Genomic DNA, 17,432 nt, shown 5'->3' on the forward strand with positions numbered 1-17,432 from the left:
AAACTCAATATCAGGGCATCGCTCAAAGACTTGCTCGATACAAATGGTTATTATCCTTAACTTAGGAAATTAGAATCATATAAAGTTATTGAGGACCGTGTGGCAACAATCAAAGATGTAGCAAGAGTGGCGAATGTGTCGGTTGGCACGGTATCTAGAGTGCTTAACGGCTCTTCCAAAATCAGTCCAGAGTCCTATAAAGCGGTGCATGACGCTGCACGCCAACTTGGGTATCGCCGCAACGCGGTTGCGCAGGCACTGGTGAGCAAAACCTCAAAAATGTTTGGTGTGTTAGTGTCGGATGTTGGCGTCCCCTTTTTTGGCGAAATGGTTAAAGGTATCGAAGAGGTGGCCCGTCAAAAGGGATTGCACCTTCTTATCTGTAATGGTTATCACGATGCAACAGAAGAAAAAAACATGATTGAGTACCTTCTCAGTCATCGTTGCCAGTCTTTGGTTGTCCATTCGAAAGGCCTTTGCGACGAAGAGCTCACTCAATACAGCCGAGAAATACCCGGCATGATAGTGATCAATCGCTACATTGATGCCATCAAAGAGCGATGCGTGTTTCTAAATAATCACCAAGGAATGCATATTGCCGTTTCGCGCTTGTTAGATAGCCACAACGGCGTTGCCTACATAGGTTCAAGTGAAGATATTCAGGATGCCACCGATCGCTATTTGGGTTATCAAAAAGCACTAGAAGATCGCAGTATCGAGTTTAATGACCAGTGGGTAGTGCACTGTGACCCAGTTGCTGAGGCAGGATATAACGCAATTAAACAGCTTGCAGAACAAGGCGAGTTGCCGAGCAGCATTGTGACCTATAACGATGCGTTAGCGTCGGGTGTTTTGGATTATCTGCATAGTGAAGGGATCAAAATCCCCGAGCAAGTGTCCGTTGTGGGGTTTGACGATATCGAACTTGCGCGTTACCTGTACCCTAAATTGACGACCGTTCGCTACCCAATCAGAGAAATGGCCGAATGCGCCGCCAATTTGTCGATACAACTGCTTGAAGACGCGACTCCCTCTGTGTCAGAAGAGGAATTAGAGTTTGTCCCTAAGTTGATAGAAAGAAACTCCGCAGTTATCTGATTGTCGGTCGCGTACCAAGTTGGGTTTAGCTTAAACATTGTCATTGAATGGTAGTCTGTTGAGTCAAATATTCTTCAGCAAACATGCCCGGCTAATGCAGTCAGCTATCTTGCTCAAGGATATTAAAACTTCTGCGAAAGTCTGACGGGGAGTGCTGTTTCACCTTTTTAAAGTAGCGATTAAAACTACTGATGTTAGTGAAACCGACGTCGTAGGCAATGTCGGTGATCTGCCGGTTTGTTTCGATCAACAATTGGGCTGCTTCGTGCACCCGTTTGTCATTTAAATACTGCAAAAACGTCTTACCTGTGGCTCGTTTAAACGCGCGACAAAAAGCGTGCTCAGTAAGCGCGGCCAGCTCGGAGACTTGGCTTAGCTGTATTGGCTTATTAAAGTGGACATCCACCCAATTGATGGCGGCATTGAGTCGGTGGGTTTCAATACTGTGCTGCTGTAGGTGGAAGTCATCTAATATTGTTTCTACGTTCTCGTTGCTGCTCAATTCATGCAATAACTTTAACAGGCTAATGATGGAATTCGCACCCTGCGTCGAGCAGGTTTGACTGATCCTGCTGGAAATATCATTGGCGTCTTGGCGAAGCCTTAGCCCCAAGGTGGCTTTTTCGAGTAATAGATTAATGGTTTTAAATTCAGGCAACGAGAAAAACAGCTCGCCAAAACAGTTCTTATCAAATTGGATCACTAATGACTTAGCAAGGTGGGTATCTGTACCACACACAAACGAATGTGGGAGGTTTGGACCAAACAGATAGACGTCCCCTTCCTGATAGGTAGAGATGTGATCGCCGATCACCAAACTGCCATGGCTTTTGACTATTAGGACGATCTCAATTTCAAAATGAAAATGATAAGAATGGTTAAATTGCTCCCCTTCAAATAAGTACGCGGTAAATGTTTCGGTAGTACATAGAACATTTTCTTTAATTGCTCTCAAACCTTCGACTCCGACTTCGATATAAACGATATTCGACGCTTCGATACAGCTCAATACATGACCTGAAGATTATATTGTTAACATTTAATTCGAGTTTGTATAGCGGGTGGTGACCAATACTAGAATCGGGTCACAGCTGCGACTAAAGGCTAATTTAATGAAAAATATAGCAATAAAATCATGGTGTTACCCCTAAATAATCCTTCTATTGTGACCTTAAAAGGTCGTTTTCAATAATTGGTCTAGCCAATTTGTGAGCCCCATCATAGTGCAAGCCCAAAGCTAATTTTGGACCAGAAGCGAACAAAAAACGCCCAGTGCAGTGACTTTTCATCACGTAGGCTAGTGATTACTGGCCCTACACCAGTACCCACAAATAAATCAAAGCCAAAGTGAGCTGTATTGACTTGTGATTGATTACCAAATGGATGGAACTGAGGTAAACATGAAAAATATTAAAAAGTTACTACTAGGTACCGCACTACTTGCAGCGTCTGTCGTTGCAACCGCCGTTGAAGCAAAAACCACCAAGATAGGTTACACCACCATGGATTTAGCGAATCCTTACTTTATCGCTGTGACTAATGGTGTGAAAGACAGAGCAAAAGCGTTGGACGTAAAAGTAACCATACACGATGCAAAATCGGACCCGGCAAGTCAAATTGCCGCCGTTGAAAACTTCGTGGCTCAAGGCATGGACGCGATTGTGATCAGCCCAATTGATGCCATTGCTGTTGAGCCATTAATTAAGCTTGCCCATGAAAACGGCATCCCCGTGGTCAACGCCCACCAAGCAATGGAAGGTGCAGACGCCCAAATTGGTTTAATTGAGTTTGAATACGGCTACGAAGTCGGCAAGCTTGCAGGGCAGTACATAACCGATCACATGGACGGTAAAGCAGAAGTTGCCGTACTAGGCCAGCCTGAAGTCTCTGCATTGGTTGAACGCACTAACGGCATTAAAAAAGGCATCATGGACTTTGCTCCAAACGCAGTGATTGCAGCCGAGCAGAGCGGTTACACCCCAGAAACGGGCGCTCGCGCTGCAGAAGTTGTTATGCAGTCACGTCCAAATGTGCGTGTCTTCGTTGGCATGAACGACGCAGGTATCCTTGGCGCGTTTGAAGCGCTTAAAGGTATGGGCGTCAACGAAGAAGAGTTTGCACTGTTTGGACTCGATGCTACCGAAGAAGCGCAAAATAAAATCGCTCAAAACACGATGTACAAAGGCACTGTTGATATCGCGCCTTACGTGACTGGCGAGATGATTGTCGAAGTCGCACTGAAAGTAAAAGATGACGGCCCAATTGATGAAATGGTGAAAATCGAAATGTTCCCACTGCTTGCTAAGTAGAGCGGAGCCACGATGGGGAGCCTCATTTGGCTCCCATAATCCAGTTTTGAAAGGATGCACTTATGTCGATTTTGAGTCTTAAATCCGTAGTGAAAGAGTATCCCGGTGTTAAAGCACTGGCTGGCGTCAGCTTTGATCTGCAAGCCGGTGAAGTTCACGCCATCATGGGTGAAAACGGTGCCGGAAAATCCACGCTAATTAAAACCATTACTGGGGCAATAAACCCCACCAAAGGTGAAGTCGTATTTGAAGGTCAATCACTGCCAAGTGGTGATCCTAGAGCGGTTATTGATTTGGGAATTTCCGCTATCTATCAAGAGTTAAGTCTGTTTTCGGAGCTCACCGTTGCCGAGAACATATTTTATGGTAATGAGGTTTATAAAGGCATGTTGCTGGACAAGCCTCGCATGAACCAAATGGCCAGTGAACTGCTCGACAGCCTTGGTGCTGATATCGATCCAACGGTTCAAATTAAATCCTTGAGCATTGGTTTTCAGCAGTTAGTCGAACTGGCGAAAGCGGTCTCCAAAGAGTGCCGTTTGCTGATCATGGATGAGCCGACAGCACCTCTGACCAACCAAGAAGTAAAATTTATGTATGAGGCGGTTAGACGCTTGCAAAGCCAGGGGGTGACCATTATTTATGTCTCCCACAGGCTCAATGAAGTGTTTGACCTGTGCGATCGCGTGACGATTTTACGTGACGGCCAATACATCACCACCTGCGACATCGACAAAGTCGATGAGGATGAGCTGATTCGCTTAATGGTAGGGCGCACCATTACCAATGAGTACCCACCTAGACTGCATCCAGTTGGTGAGGTTGCATTGGAGGTCAAGCACCTATCGTCTCCGCTGGTCAACGACGTTAGCTTTAACCTGCGTAAGGGAGAGATCCTGGGATTAGCCGGTTTGGTTGGTGCGGGTAGAACAGAGATTGCCCGCCTAATATTTGGTGCAGACCCAATGACCTCGGGAGAAGTCGTGCTGGATAACACCACGCTGCAAGTCAAAACCCCTCACGATGCCATTAATGCCGGTATTGGATTACTCCCTGAAGATCGCAAAACGCAAGGCGCACTGCTGAGTATGTCGATCAGTGACAATGTGAGTTATTCGTGTCTGTCACGATTTGCAGAGCAGGGGATCATTCAGCCCGATAAAGAGAGAGAGGCGACCGCTCAGTTTATCGAAAAATTGAATGTGAAAACCCCTTCTATCGATCAGTTGGTTGGCAATCTATCTGGCGGGAATCAGCAAAAAGTGGTGCTAGCCAAATGGTTGCTAAATGATTGCTCGGTTCTGATCTTTGATGAGCCTACCCGCGGTATTGATGTGGGTGCAAAGTCCGAAATCTACGACTTAATGCGTCAAATCACCGAGAAAGGCGTCTCCATCATCATGATCAGCTCAGAAATGCCAGAGCTACTGGGCATGTCTGACCGCGTGTTGGTGATCCACGAAGGCGCTATCGCGAAAGAACTCCTCCCTAATGAGTACAGCCAAGAGACGGTACTCAAATACGCTTCAGGATTTTAAAGGAATCGATTATGGAAAACTCTCAAGTATCGATGCCAGTGGAAAAATGGAACAGCAAAAATCTACTTACATTGCTGTCTCAGTACTGGATTTTTATTGCTCTCATCGTATTGGTGATTGCGTTTAGCCTGCTGTCTGACAGCTTTTTAACCAAGGTCAATTTGCTCAATATTTTAAGACAAGTGTCCATCATCGGCATATGCGCGGTGGGGATGACAATGATCATTCTTACTGGCGGTATCGACCTGTCCGTAGGCTCGATGATCGGTGTAGCCGGGATGGCCTGTGCGCTGATGCTTAATGCTGGCGTACCTCCGATTATTGCGGTTGTCGGTACGTTAGGTATTGGCTTGTTCTTCGGCGCTATTACAGGACTGATGATCAACAAGATCCGCATTCCACCACTGATTGCCACCTTAGGTCTTATGACCGCACTTCGCGGCGTTGCTTACATACTTAACGACGGTCTGCCTATTTATGGCCTTCCAGAGTCCGTGAAATTTATCGGTCAAGGTTGGGTGTTTGGCATTCCTTTCCCCGTCATTCTTATGGTTGCTGTGTTCATCTTTGGATACGTATTGCTGAACAAAACCGCGTTTGGTCGCCACCTGTATGGCACTGGCGGTAATGAAGAAGCGTCGCGCTTATCTGGGGTTAATGTTGAGCGACTTAAAACCAAGGTTTACCTGATTGGATTCTTCCTATCCACATTTGCCGGCATCGTATTGATGGCGCGAGTAAACAGCGGCCAACCACGCGGCGGTACAGGATACGAGATGGACATCATTACCGCGGTGGTACTTGGTGGTGTCTCGATTATGGGTGGGTCAGGAAGACTTACTGGTGTGATCGCTGGTGTGATGATCATGGGCGTGCTGTCAAACGGCATGATCCTACTCAACATTGACGAGTATGTGCAGTGGGTGGTGAAAGGAATGGTGCTACTGACGGCAGTTGGCCTCGACCAATTGACCAGTCACAAGAGCAAGTAGCTCGCTGTTTTAGAGGGGATGCCCTCACTCGTTATGAGATTTTGAGGGCGACTTAGCCCTCGTTAAGTGGACCGATTAGGTTATTAGAGATAGTGCATTAAAGCGTTAGTAAATGGAGATTAACAATGACAACAACACCAACTGCAGAGGCGCAATTTTCACCCGGCGTCGCCAGTGAGTTTATCGCCTCACTTATACCTGCACCGAAAGCACAGCGCGTATCAAGGATCGCCTTTGTCTCTGTCGCGATAGAAATCCATTTTAATTGGGATTTGGCGCGCGAGACCACCACCAAGGTTGCGCAAATTGTTGAAGACGCATTGCCAAGTGAGGAGTATCAACTGGTTGTAGCTCCAGAGCCGTTTCAAGACCATTTGCAGCTTAAAGCTTTCTTAGATGATGCGGCGCACGGCGGATTAGATGGCATTGTATTGTGCCACTCTGCGTATACCACTGGTGAGGTGGGGTCTCAACTTGGCTCTTGGCTGGCAAAACATCAAACCCCAATATTTAGCTTAGCAATGCCTGAGCCTATGGGTAATGGTGTAAATTTACAGGCCAACAGACTGTGCTCACAAAACTTTGTATTGGGCATACTCAATTCATTGGATGTGAAATATCAGTGGCTGTTTTGCAACGAAGACCAACCTCGCGTAGCCGAAGAGGTGCAGAGATTTGCACGAGTAAGCCGCGCTTTGGGCAATATTCGCGGTCGCAAAGCATTGATTGCTGGCGCAAGCCGCGTTCCGGGCTTTTACGACTGTGAAATCAACGAAATTGCAATTATGAAGAAGCTCGAGCTGGGGTTTGACCGGGTCAATCTGGTTGATATCACCTCGCGTATGGCGGATTTCTCTGAGCACGACGTTGCTGAGGTCGCCGGACTGATATTGAACGATCCTGATTGCAAGTTCAATAACGTTCCTGACAAACAAGTCCACGACACCATTCGACTCTCTCTCGCCTTGATGACGGTGGCGCGCGAGGGCGAGTACATCGGTGTCAGCTTTAAAAACTGGCCAGAGCTATTTGACCACTTTAATGTGGCAGGTGACGGAGCAATGGCGCTAATGAATGACCAGGGCATTGTGGTGTCGGATGAGGCGGACACAGGCGCAATGATCACCATGATGCTGTTTAACGAGCTTTCTTCAGGTGCTGCTATCCCTATGCTCTCTGACATATCGTACTTATCTGACGACGGTGAACGTTTAGGCGTTTGGCACAACGGCTCGGCAGCAACTCGTCTTAGAAAACAAGGCAGCGGTTTTGAGTCTCGTAAACACGGCATTTTAGAAAACTACGACAGCGACACCGCCTGGGGCATGTTGTTTGAGTTTTTGGTTGAGCCAGGTCCGGTAACCATTGCTAAGTATCAGGCTCCATCGATAGACCATGTATTAGCCTTTGAGGGCGATATTGTGGAATCAGACATGAAGTTTAGAGGCACCTACGGTGAAGTTGTAACGCGCGAGCATACGGCAGCACAGCTAGTAGGCACTATCTTGGATCAAGGCCTTGACCACCATTGGATTGTCGGTCGCGGACATTTCTTAAGTGATTTAAAAGTGTTGAATTATTGGTTAGGCGTTGAAGAGTTGCCAGTGTGCAACGCGGGTCAACATGCCGGCTTTGGACGATTGTAGAGGGCGCTATGAAATCTATCGCATGCGTAGGAATGGCGGTCGCGGATCTGATAGTAGGTCCTACTGATTCATTCCATTTTACCCAAGATGTGACCCTGCTAGATACGGTGACGACGAAGCCAGGGGGCGATGCGGCTAACGTCGCGCTTAACCTCGGAGCAATGGGCGTGCCAGTGAGTTTGCACACCAAATTAGGAAGCGATCTTTTTGGCGATTGGCTTATGAACACTTATGCGGGAGAAGGCATCGATACCCAGTACGTCAACCAAACAGACGGTGACTCGACCGGTGTTGCGATTGCTCTGGTGGATAAGCACGGTGAGAGAGTCTTTTTATACCGTGGTGGGGCCGTTGACAGTCTGGCGCTAAGCGATCTCGATCAGAGTGCAATTTTACGTCACGACATAGTTCACTGTAGCGGATTCTTTCTGCTGCCAAGCCTTGAAGAAAAAGGGCTACCCAAACTGTTTGCCAAGGCTCGCGAGCAAGGTGTTAAGACCAGTTTGGATGTGGGGTGGGATAATAGAGGTCGGTGGTTAAAGACCATTGGGCCTATGTTACCCAACCTGGATTACTTTCTACCAACACTCAACGAAGCCCAACAGATCGCCGGAAAATCAACCATCGAAGAGTGCGCGCAATACTTTGTTGATGCAGGAGTGTCACAGGTTGTGATTAAGGCGGGAGCAAAAGGCGCTTACGCCCATGATGGCCAAATAGGTTTTTGGGTGAACGCTAAACCTATTGACGGTGTTATCGACACGACGGGTGCCGGTGATGGGTTTGTCAGTGGATTTCTAGCGTCAATTGCCCGCGGGTTACCCTTTAAAGATGCTGTACACACTGCCAACCGAGCAGGTGCGATAGTGGTTCAGCAATATGGCTCCACAGGCGCAATCAAAAACTACCAACAAATTGAATTACAGGGAAATAATTATGAAGCCGTTGTCTGAGCTACTTAAAGAATATCACCAAAACAGTAAATGCATTATTGGTTTCAATTTCAATGATATCTGGGACGGTAAAGCCATCGTAGCGGTTGCAGAAAAACAGCAGGTGCCGGTGCTTTTGATGGCGTATACCAGCGTGGTGGATGCTTTAGGTCTCGATCTTATTGTATCGATGACTCAAGGGCTGCGAAAAAACGCCACAGTGCCAATTTATCTTCATCTCGACCATTGTGACGATATAGAGCTCTGTTTAGCGGCGGTCGATGCCGGTTTTGACTCGGTGATGTATGACGGCTCTGCGTTAAGTTTGGAGCAAAACATTGAGGGCACTAAAAAGGTGGCTGATTATGCGCACGCTAAAGGTGTGGTGGTTGAAGCTGAAATCGGCAAGATCCGAGGTCGCGGATTTACCGACGGCGATTATCTTGCAGCGGTGAGTGATGTTAAAGCCTTAGCAGAGCAATCGGGTGCGGATCTGATCGCGGTTGGCGTAGGAACCGCGCACGGTTATTACGATGGCGAGCCAGAAATACATTTTGAACGCTTATCGCAAATTAATGAGGCTGTTAGTACGCCACTGGTTTTACATGGCGGTACGGGCATCAGCGCCGACGATATTCGCCATTCCATCACCATGGGAATTACCAAAATCAACGTAGGCACGGCCATACATACCACCTATATGCAAACACTTGGGCACGAGATTGAGGTTGATGGATTGTCGGCCTATCCACCACTGACGATGCAACGTGTGCTGCCCAAAATTGAGCAAGAGGTCCAAAAATATACGGACATGCTGAGCTAGACAGTGCCAATGTTGTGGGGGGGCTTGTGTTAGGTGTTAGCAGGTTAACGGCCTTTAGCACTCAATAGGTTCCCTACAACCCACGCGCTTAAACCAGTGGACTGCCCGCTAACGCAGTTCACAGCTAAAAGTTTTTTCAACGACAGAAAGTGACACACTTTTTGGGGGTTACTGCACCCAAAATTTAGCACAAGGAGCCATTATGCCAGTTCAAGAGTCGTCATATTTAGGGCAATCAGGAGTATGGATCACCAACTCATCGACCCGGTTGTTTGTTCAACACTTTGGTGGCATGACTCCCGAGTTTTCAACGCGATTACGCGATAAAGACGGGGCAGTTTGGCTTAACACTCACTGGCAGCCTCACTTTAAGGCGTCTCAATCTGGGTTCATGGACAGTAACGATCCCGAACAATCCAGCTACTGGGGCATTGAATTATTGAGGCAAGCGGCAGGGACATTCCCATGTGCGCCAACGTTTGGCCCAGGCAATGATCAGCTATTACCCCATGGAGATTGCGCCAATACAAACTGGCAACTTAATCGCTGTTATGAAGTGGACGTTGAGTACCAACACAGCCATCACAAGGCCAACATCGCGCATTGGCAGCTGCAAGGCCAGTATCGCCAACTTCAATACCAAAAATGGGACTATTTGTATGCAGACCAGAGTGCGCACTACTGCGTGTTGCAAGTCCATAACCCAAATGAACAAGCCGTCGATATTAATCTTGCATGGCATACGACCTTGGGCGCGCCCTTTTTAGAACGTGGATGTCTGGTGTTTAACAACTGCAATCACTTTAAAGTGGCGCCGGCAGGAACCGAGTTTGATCAAACCACTCAGTTAGAGCCCAACCTTGAATTTACCGATTTTTCAGCCGCACCGACTAAGTCTGCAAGACAGAAAAATTTACACCAGATGGATGGGTATACAGGGCACTCAGATTTCGTGTCAGGCACTACGGATAACCCCGAACTATTGTGGAGCTTGTGCGTTAATCCCTATTTAAACCTGGCGTATCTGTCGGTGATTCCGCTCTCTAGACTACCTAACCAAGTCAATGCTCAATCGATGAACTATTGGAATCATTGCGGCGGTCGAGACTTTACCCCGTGGGCAGATTATCAAGGAGGCGTTGACCGTACCTACGCGCTCGGGATGGAGGCAGCAATTGGTTCGAGTTGCCAAGGTTTGGAGCATAGCCGAAGCCAACGTACTTATATGGATAAACCAAGCTGCTACGGGATTAAAGCGCAGCAAACCGTCACCTTCCCATGCATTAACAGTTTGTTCGAGCTGACGTCCGATGAACTCGCACTCGCAACAGACTCTACTCAACACCCTACAACCCTCAACACAATTATGGAGGCGGCAGTTATGCGGCATATCGCCACATTAGACCTCTCATTTACCGCTGTAGCGGTAGCGAATAATAACTAGGAGCAAAAGAGATGACACAACTGACTCTAAACCCAAACACCCTGGCTTTTCTTGAAAACAAACCACTGGCGTTTTTTAGCAACGGAGAGTGGCTACGATCGGGTCAAAGTATTGATGTGGTCGATCCGGCAACAAACAAAGCCGTGACACAAATAGCAATGGCGCAGCCGCAAGATATGAATGATGCGGTTAGCCATGCAGAAGTGGCGTTTAAGTCGTGGGGAGCAACCGCTCCTGCTAAGCGACAAGCTTTGCTGCAAAAACTAGCGAGTTTGATTCGTCGTGATGAAGATATATTGGCCGAACTAGAATCTATTGATGTTGGTAAACCTAAAGCCGAAGCAACGGGTTTTGATGTGCCCTTTGCGGCCGACAGCTACGACTATTTTGCCACCCTTGCGGTAGAGGCACAGTACGAGGTCGAACTCGGACTGGAAGTCACAGACAGCCACACGGTGAAAAAACCTTATGGTGTGGCGGCGTTTGTTTTCCCTTGGAACTTCCCGTTCACTTTGTGCGCTTGGGGGATTGCTCCTGCACTTGCTGCGGGTAATACAGTGGTGATTAAACCTGCCTCTGAGACTCCGTTATCGACACTATATTTAGCCAAGTTAGCCGAAGAAGCCGGTTTTCCTAAGGGCGTTATTAACGTTCTTCCAGGCAGTGGTTCTGTTGCGGGTGAAGCCCTTATTTCTGACCCACGCATAAAGCTGATGTCGTTTACGGGATCAACGGCGGTAGGCCGTCATATTGGTGAAGTCTGTGGCCGTAATCTAGTGCCAGCAAAATTAGAACTAGGCGGCAAAGGTGCAGCCATTATTTGTAGCGATGCAGACGTAGACGCCGCTGTAGAAGGACTGACAGGGGCAATTACGCTCAATGCTGGACAAGTGTGTTGCACCGCATCGCGATGGTATATCCATGATGATATCTACGATGAATTTGTTGCCAAAGCAAAAGTGGCATTTGAATCGATTGTATTGGGACGTGGCCTAACCGAAAGTGCGCAGATGGGCCCCATCTGTACTAAAAAACAGTTAGCCAAGATTTTTGAATGCATAGGCGATGCTCAGGCTCATGGCGCGACTATTGTCACTGGGGGTGTGCGACCTAGCGACGAAAGCTTAAGTGATGGTAACTACATCACGCCAACACTTTTGGCCGGTGCCGATGATAACCCGTGGGCCATCGAAGAGATCTTTGGTCCGGTCTCGTTCTTGCTGAAGTTTAACGACGAGCAGGAAGTGATTGAGCGAGCTAACCGCAACCTCTATGGTTTGGCCAACAGTGTGTGGTCCCAAGACCTCGCTAAAGCCAAAGTGCTCGCGCATCAGTTAGTTGGAGGGAACAGCTGGATTAACGCTCACAACGTGTTTGAGTATGGCCTGCATTATGGCGCGTGTAATAAGAGTGGCTGTGGGGGTGGAGTAAACAGTAAAGCGACCTTTGAAGGTTACTTACGCCATCAATCAGTTGCCGCAGTGCGCTAAGGAATTCGCATGATTTTGGACATACTGCAGCAACACGATGTGGTCTCTAAACAGCATGCGACAGCAACCCCGCTTACGGGCGGGGTAAGCTGCGAGATCTATCTGATAGAGGACCAGCAGCGCCGTTTTGTTGCCAAGCGAGCGCTGGCCAAGCTGAATGTAGAGCAAGAATGGTTTGCAAACACCAATCGCAATATCTTCGAACAACGCTACTTGACCTATGTTGGGGATAGGCTGCCTAACTATGTTCCTAAAATTTTGAACTCGTTAGAAGAAGAGCAGCTTTTTACCATGGAGTATCTTCCTGCCGAGTACAAAGATTGGAAAAAGCGCTTAATGGTTGGAGAGTGCTCGGTTGAAGTGGCGAGCCGCATTGGACAGGCATTAGGGGATATTCACGCCCTGAGCTGGGACGACAGCAATGTACAAGCGCTGTTTGATTCGGACGAAAATTTCTACCAATTACGTCTTGAGCCCTATTTTGAATCGTTGATTTCTAATCATCCAAGTTTAGCTACACAGATCACCGAATTGATAGAGCGAGTAGCAACCACTAAACGCTGCTTAGTGCACGGTGACTTTAGTCCCAAAAATATTTTGGTGTCCGCTAAGGCAATTAAAATAGTGGACTGCGAAGTTGCTTGGTTTGGTGACCCTGCATTTGATGTGGCCTTTATGCTCCATCATCTTCTGCTCAAAGCGCACCATTTTGGTCAGTCAGACTATTGCGCGTTGGCGCAGCACTTCATCGATGCCTATCAACACGCACTGGGATCATCCCATTATTCACAACTTGAAGCACAACACATGGTTACCCTGTCACTTTACATGATGCTAGCAAGGCTCGATGGAAAATCGCCAGTTGAATACCTTAATACAGATAAAAAGGCCCAGATAAGGCAATGGATATTATCGCAATTGGCCTATCCGGCCTCTTCTGTGGAACAGCTAATTTTAGGAGTAAAAAACGATGTACATTAAACAGATAGACGCCTACCAAATTTTTGATTCTCGAGGTCAGCCTACACTAGAAACCGTTGTTACCTTAGACGATGGAACGCGTGGTGTGGGCATGGTGCCTTCGGGCGCCTCTACAGGCCAGTTTGAAGCCTTAGAAATGCGTGATGGTGACCTGTCTCGCTTTAAGGGACAGTCGGTATTTAAAGCGATTGAGCACGTAAAAGGCGAGCTGCAACAAGCGCTTATTGGCAAGTCTGTAGAAAAGCAATCTGACGTCGACAGTCAAATGTGCGCGTTAGATGGCACTGACAATAAATCGAGATTAGGTGCCAATGCTATTTTATCAGTGTCACTTGCCGTTGCTGATGCACGAGCAAAGGCACTCAAGCTACCACTCTACAAGTCGCTCGCACCAACAGGCTCAGGGACTTTGTTGCCGTTACCCGAGATCCAGTTAGTGGGTGGTGGTGCACACGCGCAGTGGCGCACCGATATTCAAGACTTCCTGATCATTGTCAATGGCGCAACGACTTATCAAGATACCCTAGAAGTGACCTTTAATATCTATCGCACTGCCGAAGCTCTTCTTAAAGAGCGGGGTCTGTTGGCTGGCGCCGCTGACGAAGGGGGCTTTTGGCCAACGTTTGATAATCATCAAGCTATCTTTGAGTTTGTGGTTGAAGCCATTACCACAGCGGGTTATGAACCTGGCAAAGAGGTCTCAATTTCACTAGATATTGCTGCCAGTGATCTCTATCGAGACGGCCTCTACCATTTACCTCTTGACGGTAAAAGCTACACATCTGAGCAGTTTTTACAATTGATGTTGGATTGGTGCGAGTCCTATCCAGTGCTATCGATAGAAGATCCGTTTGCCGACACAGACTTTGAAATGTGGCGACGATTTACTGAGCAAGTAGGGGACCGAATTCAAGTCATCGGCGACGATCTCTTTACCACCAATATTGCTCGCATTAAACAGGGCATAGACCAAAACTTAGCTAATAGTGTGCTAATTAAACTTAACCAGATTGGCACGGTCACAGAAACACTAGAGGCGATTGCAATTACGCAGCAAGCAGGATGGCTGCCAGTTGTTTCAGCTCGCTCTGGTGAAACGGAAGATGCCTTTATATCTCACCTTGCGGTCGCAACCGACGCAGGGCAATTAAAAGTGGGCTCATTTACTCGCAGCGAGCGCATGGTGAAGTGGAATGAGGTCATTCGCATTGCGCAGCAACTAGGCGACAACGCGCGATTTGAAGGAGGCACAATATACGCTAAGTTAACCAGCACCAGTATTGTGGCGTAGTTGCTCATATAGCGAAATAGGCTATGTTGGGTTACGTATGACTGGCATTGCTGATATCAATTCCCTCAACTTGGATACATCAGCAAAGACCTATTGATGAGTAATCGATAGGTCTTTCTCAATATCGCGTACATGATAATAAGCTCTTTACCAGGCGATATGCGGCGAGTCAGCTGGATTTGGTAAACGTTCATGAGTTTAATTTTGCGTTGGACTACGAGGTTCAATCCTACGATTATGAAGAGGTTGAAACTTGGGTGAAAAAATACACCCAAGAAGTGAATGGCATGGAGAAGTTTACCCATACATTCCCAAGAACGTCGGATCAGCTCACTGATCTGTACCAGTGGAATCTGGAAAACGCGGCAGGTTGGGGTGGTGCAAGCCCAGAAGCATTTGTTGGTAATAAATACTCTAACAGCCCAAAATTGAAGTCAGACGTTTGTTACACAACGACGTTCAATGATCCAGAGAATAAGTTTTTCACTTCGATTACCGCCTACGATGGAGATAAATATTTAATCGATGGAGTTAGGCATATTAGCTCTCACTCTTGGGATAAAAACATCGATGGCACGGTCACGGTTTCGTTTAACTGCGGTGAAAGCGCGATCAACAACATAGACACCAAAGGTCATGATTTTACGTTTACCAGTCGCCACTACGGTGTGAACCCTGATGTGATGAGTGCTTCTGAGGATCCAATTATTGATGCCTTAATTGTTCACAAATAAGAACGGGTAACAAATAAGAACAGTTCACTCATAAGAACAATGAAGCCCACGTAACTCTGTTGAAATGACAAGGGAGAACGTGGGCTTTAATTTTTAAGGGCTTACTGTTTGTTGAACCATAGGCTTGGCAACAATCAGACACTAAATTAGGCTAAATCACGCCAAACCCAGTCAGTCTGAATTGCGCTACTTGGTCCATAGCTCCGCTGGCTCATTAATAGCGTCACCCAGCACACTTTCGATTGGTTGTGCTTATCGTAGCTAACCTTGTAAAACTTATAGGTTAAGTCGGGATCTTGGTATTCCGAACTGAATGGACAGTGAGTTCTGTCAATTTGATCTATTCTTTTCACTTTCCCATTCATAGCGCTGATTTTGTGTTTGATCACCGCCATTCGATCCTTTTCAACCCGATTGGACATTCGCATTAATATCCACACAGACAAGCCACCTGCAATGAACACCAGCAAGAACGCTATTTGAATACTCATACTCATTCCCTCCGTGTCGTGATGAAGGATTACCTACCTATTTATAGGTAGGTTTGGGTGTTATATCAAGCTAAGCACCTTAGTAAACAGAGTGAAAAAAACTTGTGTACCCATAGCAAAAATTGGTTATGTGATACGCAAGGTTTTGCTGTTGTGTCATGCAAATGTTGGTGAGTAGAGCAGCCAATTTATGTGTTCACGTTTCTTTGAGGTTTGTTGATTAAATGGCGCACCACTTTGGGGAGTTTGCACCAATAGGATCGAAATAGCATTGTGAATTTAATTACGTATATACCCTAAAGTGTTGATAATTAAAGATTAGTGATCATGGCACAATCCTTGGATTAATCACAATGTATTCGCAAGAGCATAATGTTAAGTGGTCCTGTATAGGAACGGTTAACCACAATTTGGAAATAGACATCTAGGGTTCCGGCTGCTGCGCAGTGTCTGGGTCGAGAGTTGTCAACCTCGCAAGGGGTCACACGGAGGGATAGAAGCCCGGGAGATTAAACCAAGCCACTTGGTTATGTCTCTTGTTCCGATATCCCAGTGACTCCAGGAGGAGATTCCAATGAAAGCTCTATTTAAGAAAAGTCTAATCACATCACTTGTCGGTGCGGCGTTACTTGCGTCTACCTTTTCTACTTCTGCCCTCGCTCAAGAAAAAGAGAAATTCACATTGGCTTGGTCTATCTACGTTGGTTGGATGCCTTGGGATTACGCTGATCACTCCGGTATTCTCGATAAGTGGGCGGATAAATACGGCATTGAAATCGACGTCGTTCAGGTTAATGACTATATCGAGTCCATCAACCAATTTACCACCGGCCAGTTTGATGCCACGGTTATGACCAATATGGACGCATTAACCATTCCTGCGGCCAGTGGCATTGACTCTACAGCACTGGTTGTGGGCGACTTCTCTAACGGTAACGACGGCATTGTCCTTAAAGGTGACAAAGCACTCGAAGACCTTAAAGGGCAGTCGATTAACTTAGTGGAACTCAGTGTTTCTCACTACCTTATGGCGCGTGCGCTAGAGAGCGTAGGACTGAGTGAGCGAGATGTCCGCGTGGTCAACACCTCTGACGCTGACTTAGTCGCAGCATTTAGCACAGACGACGTTTCTTCTGTTGTCACTTGGAACCCGCTTCTTAGCGAAATCACCGCTCAGCCAGACACTTCTTTTGTCTTTGACTCTTCAAATATTCCTGGCGAAATCATCGACCTTTTGGTGGTGAATACCGAGACACTTAACGACAACCCTGCGTTGGGTAAAGCGCTTACCGGTGCTTGGTATGAAATCATGGCCATCATGGAGTCACAGTCTGAGGGCGACGAAGCGAAAACCTTTATGGCGCAAGCTTCTGGCACGGATCTCGACGGATATAAGGCGCAGCTTGCATCGACCAATATGTTTTATTCAGCCAGTGATGCGGTGAGCTTTACTCAAAGCCCTGCACTGGCCACCACCATGCAAAAAGTGAGTGAGTTCTCGTTTGAGCATGGCTTGCTTGGTGAGGGCGCTCCTGATGCTGGATTCATTGGTATAGAGACCCCTGCTGGCGTATACGGTGACGAGAGCAATATCAAGTTGAGATTTACCTCTGAGTACATGCAAATGGCCGCAGACCAGAAGCTGTAATCTCCCTTTAGGTCA

At 47.2% G+C, this 17,432-nt stretch carries 15 protein-coding genes and 1 riboswitch; of the genes, 13 read left to right on the forward strand and 2 right to left on the reverse strand.

The window, feature by feature from the left end; translation table 11 throughout:
* Positions 1-99 precede the first annotated feature (99 nt).
* Positions 100-1,098: a LacI family DNA-binding transcriptional regulator gene (locus tag ST37_RS00075; RefSeq protein WP_084882322.1), complete on the forward strand. Its 999-nt coding sequence runs from the start codon at positions 100-102 to the stop codon at positions 1,096-1,098.
* Between the two features lie 100 nt (positions 1,099-1,198).
* Here the strand turns inward: ST37_RS00075 and ST37_RS00080 are convergent, their stop codons facing one another.
* Positions 1,199-2,107 (reverse strand): AraC family transcriptional regulator, encoded by a 909-nt coding sequence (locus ST37_RS00080; RefSeq protein WP_084882324.1) that lies wholly within the window; start codon positions 2,105-2,107, stop codon positions 1,199-1,201.
* Positions 2,108-2,498: 391 nt separating this feature from the next.
* On the opposite strand from ST37_RS00080, the gene ST37_RS00085 reads away from it, so the two are divergent.
* The 11 genes from ST37_RS00085 to ST37_RS00135 all read left to right on the forward strand — a co-directional run bounded on the left by ST37_RS00085 (position 2,499) and on the right by ST37_RS00135 (position 15,278).
* Positions 2,499-3,407: a sugar ABC transporter substrate-binding protein gene (locus ST37_RS00085; protein WP_172400896.1), complete on the forward strand. Its 909-nt coding sequence runs from the start codon at positions 2,499-2,501 to the stop codon at positions 3,405-3,407.
* Positions 3,408-3,469: 62 nt separating this feature from the next.
* On the forward strand, positions 3,470-4,945 hold the full coding sequence (locus tag ST37_RS00090; protein ID WP_084882327.1) for a sugar ABC transporter ATP-binding protein: 1,476 nt from the start codon (positions 3,470-3,472) through the stop codon (positions 4,943-4,945).
* A gap of 11 nt (positions 4,946-4,956) precedes the next feature.
* Positions 4,957-5,937, forward strand: coding sequence for an ABC transporter permease (locus tag ST37_RS00095; protein ID WP_197687435.1), 981 nt, complete (start codon positions 4,957-4,959; stop codon positions 5,935-5,937).
* 125 nt (positions 5,938-6,062) lie between these two features.
* A complete protein-coding gene (locus ST37_RS00100) occupies positions 6,063-7,583 on the forward strand; it encodes a hypothetical protein (RefSeq protein WP_084882329.1) in 1,521 nt (506 codons plus the stop codon).
* An 8-nt stretch (positions 7,584-7,591) separates the two neighbouring features.
* The gene (locus tag ST37_RS00105; protein WP_084882331.1) at positions 7,592-8,536 is read left to right on the forward strand and encodes a carbohydrate kinase family protein; all 945 of its coding nucleotides are present in this window, start codon (positions 7,592-7,594) and stop codon (positions 8,534-8,536) included.
* Positions 8,520-9,338 (forward strand): class II fructose-bisphosphate aldolase, encoded by an 819-nt coding sequence (locus tag ST37_RS00110; protein ID WP_172400897.1) that lies wholly within the window; start codon positions 8,520-8,522, stop codon positions 9,336-9,338. Before ST37_RS00105 ends, ST37_RS00110 begins: the two co-directional genes overlap by 17 nt.
* A gap of 202 nt (positions 9,339-9,540) precedes the next feature.
* On the forward strand, positions 9,541-10,782 hold the full coding sequence (locus ST37_RS00115; RefSeq protein ID WP_084882334.1) for a hypothetical protein: 1,242 nt from the start codon (positions 9,541-9,543) through the stop codon (positions 10,780-10,782).
* A gap of 11 nt (positions 10,783-10,793) precedes the next feature.
* Positions 10,794-12,272, forward strand: coding sequence for an aldehyde dehydrogenase family protein (locus tag ST37_RS00120; RefSeq protein WP_084882335.1), 1,479 nt, complete (start codon positions 10,794-10,796; stop codon positions 12,270-12,272).
* Between the two features lie 9 nt (positions 12,273-12,281).
* A complete protein-coding gene (locus ST37_RS00125) occupies positions 12,282-13,253 on the forward strand; it encodes an aminoglycoside phosphotransferase family protein (RefSeq protein WP_084882337.1) in 972 nt (323 codons plus the stop codon).
* Positions 13,243-14,544 carry a phosphopyruvate hydratase gene (gene eno / locus ST37_RS00130; protein ID WP_084882339.1) on the forward strand — a complete coding sequence of 434 codons (1,302 nt, stop codon included), beginning with the start codon at positions 13,243-13,245 and terminating at the stop codon, positions 14,542-14,544. The genes ST37_RS00125 and eno overlap by 11 nt, the downstream gene beginning before the upstream one ends.
* A 179-nt stretch (positions 14,545-14,723) precedes the next feature.
* On the forward strand, positions 14,724-15,278 hold the full coding sequence (locus ST37_RS00135; protein WP_197687436.1) for a hypothetical protein: 555 nt from the start codon (positions 14,724-14,726) through the stop codon (positions 15,276-15,278).
* Between the two features lie 146 nt (positions 15,279-15,424).
* Here ST37_RS00135 and ST37_RS00140 read toward each other — a convergent pair whose 3' ends face one another.
* Positions 15,425-15,769: a hypothetical protein gene (locus ST37_RS00140; RefSeq protein ID WP_084882341.1), complete on the reverse strand. Its 345-nt coding sequence runs from the start codon at positions 15,767-15,769 to the stop codon at positions 15,425-15,427.
* A gap of 413 nt (positions 15,770-16,182) precedes the next feature.
* Positions 16,183-16,279, forward strand: a riboswitch (guanidine-I (ykkC/yxkD leader).
* A gap of 64 nt (positions 16,280-16,343) precedes the next feature.
* On the opposite strand from ST37_RS00140, the gene ST37_RS00145 reads away from it, so the two are divergent.
* Positions 16,344-17,417 (forward strand): putative urea ABC transporter substrate-binding protein, encoded by a 1,074-nt coding sequence (locus ST37_RS00145; RefSeq protein WP_084882342.1) that lies wholly within the window; start codon positions 16,344-16,346, stop codon positions 17,415-17,417.
* Positions 17,418-17,432: the final 15 nt, after the last annotated feature.

It is taken from the genome of Vibrio sp. qd031, assembly GCF_002100145.1.
GTDB lineage: Bacteria > Pseudomonadota > Gammaproteobacteria > Enterobacterales > Vibrionaceae > Vibrio.

Bases quoted from the DNA above. Each gene is read 5' to 3' on its own strand.
- ST37_RS00085 (WP_172400896.1), top strand. From the start codon at position 2,499: ATGAAAAATATTAAAAAGTTACTACTAGGTACCGCACTACTTGCAGCG.
- ST37_RS00090 (WP_084882327.1), top strand. From the start codon at position 3,470: ATGTCGATTTTGAGTCTTAAATCCGTAGTGAAAGAGTATCCCGGTGTT.
- ST37_RS00095 (WP_197687435.1), top strand. From the start codon at position 4,957: ATGGAAAACTCTCAAGTATCGATGCCAGTGGAAAAATGGAACAGCAAA.
- ST37_RS00100 (WP_084882329.1), top strand. From the start codon at position 6,063: ATGACAACAACACCAACTGCAGAGGCGCAATTTTCACCCGGCGTCGCC.
- ST37_RS00105 (WP_084882331.1), top strand. From the start codon at position 7,592: ATGAAATCTATCGCATGCGTAGGAATGGCGGTCGCGGATCTGATAGTA.
- ST37_RS00110 (WP_172400897.1), top strand. From the start codon at position 8,520: ATGAAGCCGTTGTCTGAGCTACTTAAAGAATATCACCAAAACAGTAAA.
- ST37_RS00115 (WP_084882334.1), top strand. From the start codon at position 9,541: ATGCCAGTTCAAGAGTCGTCATATTTAGGGCAATCAGGAGTATGGATC.
- ST37_RS00120 (WP_084882335.1), top strand. From the start codon at position 10,794: ATGACACAACTGACTCTAAACCCAAACACCCTGGCTTTTCTTGAAAAC.
- ST37_RS00125 (WP_084882337.1), top strand. From the start codon at position 12,282: ATGATTTTGGACATACTGCAGCAACACGATGTGGTCTCTAAACAGCAT.
- eno (WP_084882339.1), top strand. From the start codon at position 13,243: ATGTACATTAAACAGATAGACGCCTACCAAATTTTTGATTCTCGAGGT.
- ST37_RS00140 (WP_084882341.1), bottom strand. From the start codon at position 15,769: ATGAGTATTCAAATAGCGTTCTTGCTGGTGTTCATTGCAGGTGGCTTG.
- ST37_RS00145 (WP_084882342.1), top strand. From the start codon at position 16,344: ATGAAAGCTCTATTTAAGAAAAGTCTAATCACATCACTTGTCGGTGCG.